Annotated in this window: 10 protein-coding genes; 5 read left to right on the forward strand and 5 right to left on the reverse strand. The window is 60.6% G+C overall.

The annotated features are described in order from the left end of the window. Nucleotides 1–336 precede the first annotated feature (336 nt). From ACO6TG_RS04870 to ACO6TG_RS04880, 3 genes are all read left to right on the forward strand, one after another. Nucleotides 337–2,025 carry a flagellar biosynthetic protein FliO gene (locus ACO6TG_RS04870; RefSeq protein ID WP_422377135.1) on the forward strand — a complete coding sequence of 563 codons (1,689 nt, stop codon included), beginning with the start codon at nt 337–339 and terminating at the stop codon, nt 2,023–2,025. Between the two features lie 38 nt (nt 2,026–2,063). Then, nucleotides 2,064–2,792 (forward strand): flagellar type III secretion system pore protein FliP, encoded by a 729-nt coding sequence (fliP, locus tag ACO6TG_RS04875; RefSeq protein WP_422377136.1) that lies wholly within the window; start codon nt 2,064–2,066, stop codon nt 2,790–2,792. A gap of 104 nt (nt 2,793–2,896) precedes the next feature. Next, a complete protein-coding gene (locus tag ACO6TG_RS04880) occupies nt 2,897–3,967 on the forward strand; it encodes a DUF2336 domain-containing protein (RefSeq protein WP_422377137.1) in 1,071 nt (356 codons plus the stop codon). Nucleotides 3,968–3,996: 29 nt separating this feature from the next. Here the strand turns inward: ACO6TG_RS04880 and ACO6TG_RS04885 are convergent, their stop codons facing one another. The 5 genes from ACO6TG_RS04885 to ACO6TG_RS04905 form a co-directional block, all read right to left on the reverse strand. Then, entirely contained in the window at nt 3,997–8,214 is a 4,218-nt protein-coding gene (locus ACO6TG_RS04885; RefSeq protein ID WP_422378842.1) for a hypothetical protein, read from the reverse strand. Nucleotides 8,215–8,386: 172 nt separating this feature from the next. Beyond that, nucleotides 8,387–9,127, reverse strand: a complete 741-nt coding sequence (locus tag ACO6TG_RS04890) for a MotE family protein (protein ID WP_422377138.1) — start codon at nt 9,125–9,127, stop codon at nt 8,387–8,389. Continuing rightward, the gene (locus ACO6TG_RS04895) at nt 9,124–9,678 is read right to left on the reverse strand and encodes a DUF6468 domain-containing protein (RefSeq protein WP_198338388.1); all 555 of its coding nucleotides are present in this window, start codon (nt 9,676–9,678) and stop codon (nt 9,124–9,126) included. Before ACO6TG_RS04895 ends, ACO6TG_RS04890 begins: the two co-directional genes overlap by 4 nt. Continuing rightward, the gene (gene fliM / locus ACO6TG_RS04900; RefSeq protein ID WP_422378843.1) at nt 9,675–10,904 is read right to left on the reverse strand and encodes a flagellar motor switch protein FliM; all 1,230 of its coding nucleotides are present in this window, start codon (nt 10,902–10,904) and stop codon (nt 9,675–9,677) included. Before fliM ends, ACO6TG_RS04895 begins: the two co-directional genes overlap by 4 nt. A 17-nt stretch (nt 10,905–10,921) precedes the next feature. Then, nucleotides 10,922–11,437, reverse strand: coding sequence for a flagellar basal body-associated FliL family protein (locus tag ACO6TG_RS04905; RefSeq protein ID WP_422377139.1), 516 nt, complete (start codon nt 11,435–11,437; stop codon nt 10,922–10,924). Between the two features lie 285 nt (nt 11,438–11,722). Between ACO6TG_RS04905 and flgF the strand changes: the two genes are divergently transcribed. Both flgF and flgG read left to right on the forward strand, forming a co-directional pair. Then, nucleotides 11,723–12,463 (forward strand): flagellar basal-body rod protein FlgF, encoded by a 741-nt coding sequence (gene flgF / locus ACO6TG_RS04910; protein ID WP_422377140.1) that lies wholly within the window; start codon nt 11,723–11,725, stop codon nt 12,461–12,463. A gap of 21 nt (nt 12,464–12,484) precedes the next feature. Beyond that, nucleotides 12,485–13,267, forward strand: a complete 783-nt coding sequence (gene flgG, locus ACO6TG_RS04915) for a flagellar basal-body rod protein FlgG (RefSeq protein ID WP_422377141.1) — start codon at nt 12,485–12,487, stop codon at nt 13,265–13,267. The last annotated feature ends 1 nt before the right edge of the window (nt 13,268 follow it).

Here is a 13,268-nt window from a genome sequence, read left to right on the forward strand (position 1 = left end):
CGCAAACCTTACAAAAACCAGTGGAAGGGACAACATTCCTTTGCATTTCGCAAAAAGAGCCATGGCCCCGACAGGCAAATTTTGCCTGCTTCTGTTAACTTTAAGGCCTAGTGAGATTCGCAGCGGCTCAGCAAGCAACCGGCAATCAGATTTCCATAAGGAGCGCGGCTCCGGCACTGAGAAAAGCAAGGCTACCGAGTGCGTTGGAGAGCCGGGCCGTCCGAAGCGAAGCATCAGGAATTACTGGGGATAAAGGCGTTCTTCCCCAATTGAGGCAAGAAGCCGGGGTAACCTGCAATCGAGTTCAATCCGCAGGCGGGGCGGCACGAGGGCAAAATGTACAACTGGATCGAAACCACATTCAATGTGAGCGGGGGCGTCACGCAGGCCATTGCCGTCATTCTGGCGCTTGCAGTCGTCTTGCTGCTGTTTGCGCTGTTCATTTTCATCCTCAAGCGCCTCATGGGCGGCCAGACCAGCCCGAACCGCAACCGGCAACCGCGCATCGCCGTCATGGACAGCGCCACGATTGATGCCAGACGGCGCCTTGTTCTGGTGCGACGCGACAATATCGAACATCTCATCCTGATCGGTGGGCCGAGCGATGTCGTTGTTGAGCAGAACATTCTGCGCAATGCCCCGCTCACACAACAGCGCCCCGGACAGACGGCCAGCCTTGGAAACCAGGCTCCGGTGAGAGCACCGGTCGCCCCTGGCCCCGACATTCCGGCACGACCGGACGATCTCGCCGCCCAGAACGAGCCCGTCCCCCCGCTTCTGGATCAGGCCCGCCCCCCGGCGCCGTCCGTTGCCGCGAGCCCTGCCCCCCCGCCTGCGCGCGCTGTCCCTGTGCCTCAGACGCGCGAGATGCCGTCTGCCAGCGCGGCGCGCCCGGCTTCTCCGGTCTCGGCCAAATCCGCTGAAACGTCGCCGCCGCCGCAAGCGACACCGCCCATTGCCAGCCCGGCGGCGCCTGAAACGCCGCTCGCAACTAGTTCCAGTGCAGGCAAGCGCCCGGACCGCGCAGCGGACCTCCTGAAAGCCGCCGCCCAGAACGGTTTCAGCCGAACCTTCGGCAAGGATAAAAAAGAGCCGACGAAAACGTCCGAGAACCTGGCCAGCCCGAGCAAAGGGGAAACAGCGGCGCTTGCCCAAGCGGCTGCCAGCCCTCTGGAGACACCCTCCGCTGCTTCAGGTTCGTCCGCCAGTTCGAAATTGAAATCCCTTGCAAGGCCCTTCAGTCCACGCGAACGGCCGTCTTATGGCGGGCATTCGATTTCCCCACCGGCCTCCGGTCCGGCGGCGCGTGCCAAAACAGCCTTGTTGAAACCAAGGGAAACCGCGAGCGCACAGGAAAAGGTCGAGCCGGTTATGAGCGCTGCAGGCGCACAGTCCGAAACCGAGACATCATCCACGGAAACCTCACAGGCAGCCGCGGTCGTCGCCGACAATATCCCAGACGCGCATGCGTCGACCGCCGGTGACGCAGACGCTCAGACCGCTCCCGCAGCTGCCGAAACCGCTTCTGAGATCAAAAAGGACGTTTCGGAGCAAGCCGAGGGCAACACAGGTACAGACCATCAGGACGAGGCCAATCAGGACAAGATTGACGTGGCATCCGGGACAGATGACAAAACCGCAAGCGATGCCTCGACACCAGACGCGAGTGGTCCTGAACAGTCGCCGGATATCACCCTCGACATGAACGACCTTCTGGAGGATCTGCCGCAAACCGGGACGCCGGCTGCTGAAGCCGCCAGTGAAGAGAAAGCGCCAGCCGGCTCCGATCAGACGCCAGCCGAGCAGGATACGCCGGCCACCCAGGATGCCTCGGTCAAACAGGACACGCCACACCAGGCGCCGACCAATACCGCACCCGCCATCCAGCACCGGCCAACCGAACAGAAAAAGCCGGCCGAACCGGTGAAGGCTGCCCCCCGGCCCACCGGAACCCTTGGAGACAGGAACCCGATCGAAGACGAAATGGCCAAGATCCTGGACGAACTGGGTGGGCCCTCGAATTGAGGACGAGTGCCCTTCTATATTGCTGCCGGCACTGGAAGGTGGGGACAGCCACACTTCTGGGAGCGCTCCTGCTCCTGACTGCCGGGCCTGCCTTGGCGCAGGAAATTTCCGTTGGTTTCGGAGACGATGCCAGCCTGACGGAACGAGCAGTCCAGCTCGTCATTCTCCTGACCGTTCTGTCCCTTGCCCCTTCGATCCTCATCATGGTGACAAGCTTCACGCGCATTGTGGTGGTGCTGTCGCTGCTTCGCTCCGCCATCGGGCTTCAGACGGCCCCCCCGAACATGGTGATGGTCAGCCTGGCCCTGTTCCTGTCAGCTTTCATCATGATGCCCACACTCCAGGCAGCCTACAATGAGGGCGTCCAGCCGCTTGTCGACGGCGACATCGAAATCGAGCAGGCCTATGAACGCGCTTCGGATCCGTTCCGCAGGTTCATGTTGTCCCAGGTGCGCGAAAAGGACCTCGCCCTGTTCCAGGAGCTCTCCGGCCAGGACGCGCCGGAAGGGCCCGAAGGCCTGGCGATGGCCACGCTCATTCCCGCTTTCATGATTTCGGAATTGCGCCGCGCCTTTGAAATCGGTTTTCTTTTATATCTGCCCTTTCTCATCATCGATCTGGTCATTGCCTCGGTGCTCATGTCCATGGGCATGATGATGTTGCCACCCGTGGTGATCTCGCTGCCGTTCAAGCTGATCTTCTTTGTTCTTGTCGACGGCTGGAACCTGGTGGCCGGTTCACTGGTGAAGAGTTTTGGCGGTGGCTGACGGGCGAGCAGCCCTGCCAAAAGTAGAAGAATATTAAGAAGAAACTGAAATATTGAACTTCCCAGAGGGGAGACGTCTCTCCCATTTTTAATAGCGGCAGGTCAGTGTTAAGAGATCAGCTTGAACAGCTCGCAAGGATAAAGGAACCCGAGGCGCGGTCGAAACTCATCCGAACGCTTGTCGGCGAGTATGCCCGTTCGGAGGAGCACGACCCGACCGAGACCGAACGGGAACTGTTTTCCAGGATCGTGCTCTCGGTCTTCGACCAGCTCGATCGGGCTGCCCGTTACGAACTGGTCGTGCGGCTGGCCAAAACGGACCGGATCATCCCGGACCTGGCCGACAGACTGGCACAGGAAGACTACGAGCTGTCGGAACCGGTGATCGAGTGTTCGCCCATGATCAGCCAGGATGCGCTCATGGCCCTGGCCAAGAACGGCGGCAACAACAAGCGTCTGTCCATGGCACACCGCGCCGACCTGAGCGAGGAAATCACCGACACATTGATCGCGCGCGCCAGCAGGAATGTCGTGCATGCGCTCCTCGACAATCTGGAAGCCCCCTTTTCCATCAAGGGCACACTGGCTCTCCTGATCTTTGCAAATACCGAAGCTGAAGTGCTCGCCGGGATCGCAAGACGCGCCATGAACGACGAAGAATTCATGGAAATGCAGATGGACATTCTGGAGACCAATTGTCCGCTGGTGCCTCCCCCACTCAAATCAGCCCTGGAAAGCGGAGACCTGATCCGTCTTGCCAGCACCATTGAGGGCGCTCAGCGCGACGGTGGTGTCGAACTGGACGGCATGCACTATTCGAGGCATGAGGCCAGCATACAGATTGCCAATGGCGAACTGTCATTCGACGCGATCCTGCGCACCCTGTTCGAACAGACCCGCCTGGATGCGGCAATCTGGCTGATCGGCCGCAAGATCAATCTTGCAGACGATGTGGTTGCCGACACCCTGAAATCCGATGCGGACGGCGCCATCATGCGTCTGATGTTGCAAACCGGCATCCATGAAAAGACCTATCGTGATTTTCTGAAAGCGCGCTGCGAATGGCTCGACCGCAGCACAAGGTCAATTCCCGAACTGGTCATGCGCTACAAGGCGGAACTGAAAAAGCCGCGCAGAACCGCAGCTCAGCCCGAGATGCAAAAGGTGGCGACCTAACTTATCCGGATTTCATGAACCGGGAAGGCTCAGCCGGCTGCATCCGCTGTCTGATCTGGACTGCGGTCTGGTGACATGTACTGCCTGCGATACTCCGCAAGGAAGGTTTCAAGGGAATCCGTATCTGCCAGCCTGTTGGCGACCTCAAGGAATTCAACTCCCTGCGCTTCGATAGGCCGGGTGACGACCTCGAAGGCGAAGGCCTCGGCGCTGTCGGCCATCTTGTTCATATACTTGTTCTGCAACCGCTCCAGGCTGAGCTGGTCACCGGCAAGTGAATAGGCAATCGCGGCCCGCAGAATGTCCCTGCGCTCGAGGTTGTCCAGCGGAATGTTGTCGGACCAGCGCGAGCCATGCATGGCCTCCAGCTGCTCACCGGCATCGCGCCAGCTTTCCGCCGCCCAGAACGTGTCGGCACGCAGCCGGTCGACGTCGGACCCGCGCATGTTGCGGACCAGTTCAAGGGCAAGGTCAGGCCGACCGCTCTCGGTCAATGCACGCGCTTCGACGATGTTGCGCTGACGCTCAAGGGTCGAAGGCAGGCTCGCCTGCCGCGTCCTGTTCAGAACGCGGAGCGCTTCTTCCGCCTTGCGGTCCATCAGGTAGATGGCAGCCAGGTCTGCCGCGATCTGCGCCCGTGCCGCGCCCTTCAACCGGTTGTCGACCTGGTGACGCAGCAGCTCCGTCGCCTGGTCCAGCAGATCGACCTCAACCAGCCTCTTGGCGAGCAGACGTACCATTTCGTCGCCCTGACGGCCAATCGGCGTCATCTCGCGGAAATCGTAGAACAGGGCCAGAGCCTTGACCGCCGGCATCTCTTCGGCCCTGCCATCCAGGAACAGGGCGTTGAAGAGGCCGTTCATCTCTTCCTGCAACAATCGCGTCGTGTCGGCATCCGGCTCGGCCTGCACGGCCGACTTCATCGCCTCGAACGCTTCCCGGTACTGCCCACGCTCCGCATAAAGCTGTGACAGGAAGCGCAGTGTCTTGAGTTCGATCTCGTCCCCGCGCCAGGACGTGGCCAGGCCAGCAAGCTGGTCGATGGCCTCGTCAATCGTCAGTTCTCCGTCCCTGTAGCGGATGCGCAAGGCACGATATTCTGCCTCCGCCGCCCGCGGGCGGTCGTCGGACCGGGTCACCAGGTCAAACACGGTCAGGGCTTCCTGCGACCGGCCAGAAGCATCGGCAACCCGTCCGCGCAGAATGTCGTAGCGCGCGGCCTGCGTCCGTGTGACTTCGGACGGTTCGATCTCTGCCAGAATGCCATTGGCGACGCCAAAATCATTGACCTCGACCATCGCCTGGGCAGCCGCCAGTTTGAACTCGGTCTGGATGGCAGTCGGATAGTTGCCCACGACGGCGCGGCCCCGCGGCATGGCGATGCGCGCAGAGGTCCAGTTGCCGAGCTTGACGTCGACGAGCGTTTGCCAGACAGCAGCGTCCGGGCTGTTTTTCAGATCCGGCCGGTTGAGATGCGAATAGGCCAGTTCAGGCCTGTCCGCCATTGTCTGGGCTGCGCCCATCATCAGGTTGAATGAGCTGTCCTCGGCAAGGGCCGGCTCTTCTTCCAGGGCAAGTTTCATCAGGCCGAGCGCCTCCTGGGCGAACTGGTGCGCCAGATAGAAGCGCGCCAGGGCAACAAGAGGTTTGCGGCGCCGGCCTTCCGGCGCACGGGAGAGCTTGTCCTGCAGCTCCAGCAAGCGAGAGCGGTACGCACCCGGTCCTTCGGTGCTGAGGGAAACGAACTCGACGTAGTTTCCATCATCCGGATCGACGATATTGTTCAGAGCGCCCGTGCCACCACGCAAATAGTTGTTGGAGAGAGCCAGCCCCCCCTCTTTCTCGATGATGACATCGTCGCCGAGGATCTTCATCTTGACGCCGTCGGACTTTGAAACCACGGCGATGCCCTGGGCTGAGCTGAGCGCTTCCAGATCGACAAAATTCTGTGGTTTCAACAGCCCGCGCGGGGGACCAAACCCCGTGACCAGAGAAATCGAGTCGCCGACAAACGGATCGGTCACCTGGCGGATGTTTTGCGGGTCCTGGTACAGCACACGGAGCACAGAGCCCCCGTCCCCCCGCACATTCCGCTCAAGCTGCAAGGGCCGCGAAGGTTCCAGGATTAGATCGCCGATCACCAGCGACCAGGCATTGCCGTCCACGCCGACAGTTGCCAGAACCGGGTCATTCATGTCCAGACGCAGGATCTGGTAGTCGTCAAACTGTTTGACTTCGATGGTCTCAGCCGTTTCGGCGAGCGCTGACACCATGCCGCGTGTGTCGATGGTGGCATCGGTGTCGAACACCAGCCAGATGCTGTCATTGCGGCGGAAGACGGCACTGGAGACAGGTTCGGAAAACGGAAACACCACCCGCACCGTGTTGCCGATGCGCCGGGCTTCGGCCGATACGAAGTTGCGCACTTCCTGCGCAAAACTTGCCGGTGGTGTTTCGGGAGAGGCCGCAGGTTGGTTGAGATCACGGCCGCCATTGGCGCGCCAGGCCTCCTGGGCCGGGGCCGGCTGGTCCGGCAGCTGAATACCCGCCGGCACATCGCTGCCGCCGAGCGTGGGGTTGTTCTGGATCTGAACCGGCGCCGCCCTGTATGGCGCATTGGGCTGTTGTCCGCGATTGATCGCCTCGGCAGGCTGCAGGGTCGGGATGCCGTTGTTTTCCGGCACAGCCTCCGCCTGTGGCTCTTCGATCTGCTGCTGTGACAGGTCCAGCATCGGCGCCTGCCGTTCAAAATCTTCCTGTGGCATCGGTTCCGAAAGCGGCAAAGCGCCCGGATCGACCTGCGCGACCTGCACCGCACCCTGCGGCAGCACAGGCCCACTGTCGCTCTCGGCTTCTCCCGAAACGGCTGCCGGTGAAATAGCGGCCGTGGTCAAGGCATCGTCAGCTGCTTCTTCCGACCGGGGCAGCGCCTGGGCGGCAGCAAGCTCCGGGGCAGGAAGCGTTTCGACCGCCGGGGCGGTCGTCGGGTCAACAGGTTCTGCAGCAGCGATGTCCGTTTCAGCGGAAACTCCAGAGCCTCCGTCGTCGCCATCCTGTGGAGGCCCTTCTGCGGTCACAACCGGCTTGGTTCTGGGCACCATTGCGGTTTGCGCCGGTTCCGCGGTCGCCCGCCCGGCTTCCGGCGACGGTTCGCCTGTCACCGCAGCGGACTGGTCGGGCGCCTGTTCACCCTGTGCGGGGGGCGCTGGCGCTCTCGCACCGTCGGCACCGGCCGGATCGCCGATGGGGATGACTGTATAGGCCGGCGATTCATCGGCCCGCGATTCTTTCAGGACACCGCCACTGGCTGTTGTGGTTGCGCCCGCCGGCGGCAGACCGCGTGGATTTTTCACCTCGCGCGTGTCGCGCAGACCCGGCGCTGTGATCATGTCCTTGCGGTTCTCGTTGTCCGCAACAGACAATTCCTTGTTGATCAGCGCGTTGGCCGGATCATTGGCTTCCATGTTTTCCGGAGTGACATCGATCACATAGGTCTGCTCTTCCCGGAAAGCGCGGATATCCACGGAAGGCTCGACGCGCATCAGAAACTTCAGTTTGCCCTGATCCAGGAAGGAGGTTGCGTCAATGACACCTTGGGGCAGGTGCGCACGCAAATGGGCAATGTCGAGCTGGGCCGGGTGATTGAACGTCACCTTGATGATGTCGTTTTCCCGCACGAATGCCGTGTCGAACTTGATCGACCAGTCGAACACCAGCCGGGTAAAGGTCGGGTGCTCACCCACATGAAGCGTGACTTCCGGTCCTTCCTGGGCCTTTAGGCGTGCCTGCTCCAGGGCCCGCACCTTGCGCATGGCCTCTTCGGCGCGCTTGGCCAGGTCGCGAACGACATCATCCGGCAAGCCAGGCGGCAGGCCCTGCCAGGTCATTGGCAGGATGTCGACAAAAAGCTTCTCACCCGCCTCAAGCGTATTGATCTGATACTGACTTTTAAGCGCAAACCGGATCGCACTGCCATCCGGGTCGCGGCGGGCGATGGTGACATAGTCGCCAAGATCCAGCGGCACGTCGTCTACATTGATGTCGATCGGCTCTTCAAACGAGATCCGCAGGACGCCGCCGGTAATCACGGCATCATAGATCGGCAGGAGCGTCCGGTCCTTGAAGGTCAGCACGATACGGCCGAAGCCTTCTTCCTGCGAGACATTGAGTTCAACGGGCTCGAGAGGCTGGGCCTGCACCGGCCGAACGGCCATCATGAGCATCAGGACAAACCAGAAGCCGGCCATCAGATACAGCCAACGCGGCGTACCGCCGGCAACGGCAGTACGGTAGCTGTTTTCTGATGTCAGGAACGGTCCTGGCAAAATGGTAAATCCTCGGATGACGCCAACACTCTATTTTAGGTCTGGTCTTGTTAACGCGCCCTTACGCGTTCCGCGCAAATACAGCCTTTTCAGGTCAGTTTGAGGGGATCTTCGGCAAGGTATCCTGCGCCGGCGCCTGTGCCCGCACCGGCTGAGCCGGCTGGACGGGCTCGGAAGCGTTACTGGCGATTGCAACCGTCAGCCTCTCTGCGGCTTCCGGATGCATTTTGGCCAGAATGTCCGCCATCTTCCGGGGCTTCATCTGACGCACGACCTTCATCAGGATCGGCAGGCTCAACCGGTCGAAAATCCGCGCCGCATCCTTTGGTTTCATGTTTTCATACATGGTCACCAGGCCGGCAATCTCGTTTTCTTCCTGCTTCTTTTTCTCTTCGACGGCAGCCTCGATCCGCTCTTCCAGTTTCTTCAGCTCGTCGACACGTTTCTGAATGCGCTCTTCGGTGGCCTTCAGCAGCTTTTCACGCAGGTCCAGCTGCCCTTCCTGCTGCTGCAGGGACTCCCGCCGTCTACCGAGGCTTTCCAGCACAGCACGTTCGGCAGCCGACCCGCCGATTTCGAGACTGTCCGGCAGAACGGGCTGGTCCGGGAGCTCCCCTGGCGGCGGCGGCGGTGCCATAGCGGCGCCCTCGCCTTGCCCATCGGCCATTTCCGGCATGTCCATGGTCTGCTGATCACCACCCGCCGGCGTTTCCTGCGCGACTGCCCCATTGATGGAAATCTCGCCGCTTTCCGGCCCGAGCGTCAGGCCAAGCAGCTTCAGGGCGAGCAATGCGCTCGCCGAAACTCCCAATAATGGCAGCAGTCTCAAGTTCATGCAGCAGCACCATTGCGTTTACGGAACTGTTCCAGCCGTGCGGTCGCTTCCGCAGCAGCACTGCGGATATCAGAGGCCCGGCTGCTCCGACGCGGTTCCGGTTCCGCCGCTGGCACCGGTGCAAAATCCTCCGCCACGGGCGCATGGTATTGCGGTTCCAGCGAGGGCTGAGGTGCATAGCCATGCTGCCGGGGCGCGGGCTCGCGTTGCGGCGACGCCATCCGGGCTGCGTCGGCAATCTGGGATATTTTGGTAAAGACTTTCTCACCTTCGCCCAGTTGGCCAGCAAGGGTATGAGACATGGTTTCCGCTTGCTTAAGGCGATGCCCCAAAGTTTTATCAGCTTCCGCTGCCGTGGTCTTGAGACCCAGGATCGCCCGTTCGGCAATCTCCGTTGCTGTCATCAGTTCAGAGATGGTCGCGCGAAGCACTTCTTCGTCCGCCCGCAGCCGCTGAAGACGGCGGTTCAGCGTCCAGCAGTAACCGATGGTGATCACCAGCAGGACAGCAACCAGACCTTCAATAATCATCCCGAGTGGCAAAGTGCTCATTGGTCCCCCATTTCGCTCTGCATGGCGCGCTCGAAAGCCGCCAGTGTCATTTTGGGCTTGCGCAAATTCTTTGCGACGCGGATGGCAATCGTGTCGTCCACCTTGCCGAGCGTTCCCTCGGTCAATGGGACATTGCCGCATTTGATCATCACCGGATCGCTCGGCTCCTTGTCGAAGACAAGCGTCTGACCAATGTCGAGACTGAGCACCCGCCCGAGCGGCAGGTAGGTCTCGTAAAGCACGGCATCGATATCAACCTCGGCTGCGTGGATTTCCGTTGCCAGGTGCCCTTCCCAGATCGGATCGCGGCCAAATTTCTCGCCCATGAACATCTGCAGGAGCAGATCGCGGATCGGCTCCAGAGTGGCATAGGGCATCATGATCTCGACCGAGCCGCCACGGTCTTCCATGTCGATGCGAAGCTCGACAAGAATGGCGGCGTTGGCCGGTCGGGAAATCGCGGCAAAGCGCGGGTTGGTTTCCAGGCGCTCCAGGTTGAAATGCACCGGCGACAGTGGCGCGAAGGCCTGCTCGGCATCCTGAAGGATCAGCGCCACCATCTGCTGCACCAGACCGGTCTCGATGGTCGTATAGGGCCGGCCTTCAACACGCACCGCCGACGTGCCTCGTCCGCCGCCAAGCAGAACGTCGATGATGGAATAGATCAGGCTCGATTCAACCGTGATCAGGCCGAATCCGTCCCACTCCTCCGCCTTGAACACGCCCAGAATGGCCGGCAGCGGGATGGAGTTGAGATAATCGCCGAAACGCACGGAACTGATGGAGTCCAGTGACACTTCCACGTTGTCGGAAGTGAAATTGCGCAAGGAGGTCGTCGTCAGCCGCACCAGGCGGTCGAAGACGATTTCCAGCATCGGCAGGCGCTCATAGGAGACCATTGCCGAGTTGATAAGGGCCCGGATGCCGCTCTGGTCGCCGGCGATCGTGTCTTCAATGTTGAAGCCGAGGAGGTTGTCGATCTCCTCCTGGTTCAGGACACGGTCAGCGCCCCGCGTGGCATTTTCCAGATCCGGCTCACTGTCGTCGATCATGGCCGCCCACTGGGCTGCCATATCGTCAGAGTTCCCGGCGCCCTGCTCCTCTAGAGCAGCACCCCAGGCCGCAGCGAGATCTTCATCATCGTCCCCGCCGGCGCCCTGCTCGGCAAGAGCCGCGCCCCACGCATCCGCCATGTCCTCTTCGGACAGATCGTCATCGTCGTCGATGTCAGCCATTCAACGTCTCACTGAACAAGGATTTCCTTGAACAGCACCCCTTCAACCTTTGCCGGATAGACCGACAGATTGATCCGCCGAAGCAATTCTTCCTTCAAGCGGAACAGACCAGCAGACCCTTCCAGGTCCGCAGGGCGCAATTCGCGGAGGTAGATCTGGAATGCATCCAGAATCCGCGGCAGATACGGCTGGATCTGCTCGATCATTGCACGATTCTCGACTTCCAGCGCGATCCTCACCTTCAGGTAGGTGGTGCGCCCGTCCGTCGCCAAATTGACCGTCATTTCCGGCAGGTCGTAAAAGACCACCGGTTTTTGAACCACCTGAGGCTGGTCCGGGTCTCCCGGCATGGGCGCCGGCATGCTGTCGCCCATCATGAAGAAGTAATAGCCCGCGCCACCTGCAGCGAGCAGCAGAACCAGGCCAATGCCGCCAAAGAGGAACAGCTTTTTCTTGCCGCCCCCGGCGGCACCTTCCGCACCATCATCGCCGTCGTCGTCGGCTGCGGCGTTTTCGTCAGTCATTCCGCACTCCGCTTACAGCCTGGCGCTCGCGCGCGCTCTATTTATTACTAAAGAGTTAATGGTTAACGATTGGTTACCAATCCATTCACGCGAGTCACCGGGCAAAAATTGCCAAGTGGTTAACTTCTGCCGGAATCTCTTGCCGCACGCACCTGCCCCGTTGGTCTTTTACCCAGATTTCCCAAGGATTTAAAAACTGGCACGCCTCGTGCATTAACCTTAACGAGCCCGAAGGTCTGGGGAGATCCGGCGGCTCATCGGGGAGCATGAAGGGAACCGTTCACGATGGAGAACGCACAGCTAGTCGGCTTGTCACGGCAAACGGCCTTACGGAATCAACTGAACGTGGTCGCCAACAACATGGCGAACATTAACACATCGGGCTTCAAGACGCAGAACCTGCTGTTTGAAGAGTATCTGATGCCGGTGGCCGAAGCGACCGAATTTCAGACGCAGGACGAAACCCTTTCCTACGTCCATGACTACAAGACGCATACGGATTTCGCCAATGGCAGCTTCAAGCTGACCGGCAACGACCTCGACATGGCGCTCGAGGGAGACGGCTTCTTCGTCATCCAGATGGAGGACGGAACGGAAGCCTATACGCGCAACGGTGCCTTCCACCTGGATTCGACGGGACAGCTGGTCACCTCCGAAGGTCGCCCGGTCCTGACATCGGCAGGCGCCCTCACCTTCACACGCGAAGATGGGCTGATCGAGATTGCCGAAGACGGCACGATCTCAACAGAGCTCGGCGTCCGCGGCCAGGTCCGGGTCGTGGCCTTTGAAGACAATCAGGCACTGCAGAAACTGAGCGAAACCCTTTACCAAGGCGAAAACGCGGGTGTGCCCGACCGGTTTCGTGTGGTGCAGGGCGCTCTGGAGCAATCGAATGTCGATGGCATCTACGAGGTGACCCGTCTGATTGAAATCACCCGTGCCTATGAATCGGTTTCCAAGTTCCTGAAGGACGCGGACGAACTGCGTCAGCAGGCCATTTCGACGCTTGGCAGATTCCAGGCCTAACCGGCAGGAGGGAAGACGAACATGAAAGCACTCCACATTGCCGCAACGGGCATGAAGGCCCAGGAACTGAACGTCGAAGTCATTTCCAACAATGTCGCCAATATGCGCACGACGGGGTTCAAGAAGCAGCGCGCCGATTTTCAGGACCTGCTCTATCAGAACCTGCGCCGCATGGGCACGGAGACCTCCGATGCCGGCACCATCGTCCCGACCGGCATTCAGATCGGCTCCGGTGTGAAACTGGCCTCGACCACGCGCATCATGTCCCAGGGGTCCCTGGAACAGACCGGCAAGGACCTCGATGTCGCCGTCCGCGGTGAAGGTTTCTTCCAGATCGACCTGCCGGACGGCACCACGGGCTATACCCGCGACGGATCGTTTGAGCGCGACGCCGACGGGCAGCTCGTCACCGTTGACGGCTACACAGTCAACCCCGGCATCACGATCCCCGAGACGACCCAGGACATCACGATTTCCAACACGGGCGTGGTGCAGGGGGTCGACCAGACCGGCACCACGGTTCAGCTCGGCCAGATCCAGCTGGCCCGCTTCGTCAACAAGGCCGGCCTTGAAGCCATCGGTGACAACCTGTTTCTGGAAACCGACGCCAGTGGCCAGGCCGAAACCGGAAATCCCGGTGACAACGGCTTTGGCAGCACGCAGCAATACTTCCTTGAAATGGCCAATGTGGATGCGGTGACGGAAATCGCCGACCTGATCTCGGCCCAGCGCGCCTATGAGATGAACTCAAAGATCATCCAGGCTGCCGACGAGATGTATTCCACAACGACCAACCTGCGCTAAC

Source organism: Roseibium sp. (genome assembly GCF_965233565.1).
GTDB lineage: Bacteria > Pseudomonadota > Alphaproteobacteria > Rhizobiales > Stappiaceae > Roseibium.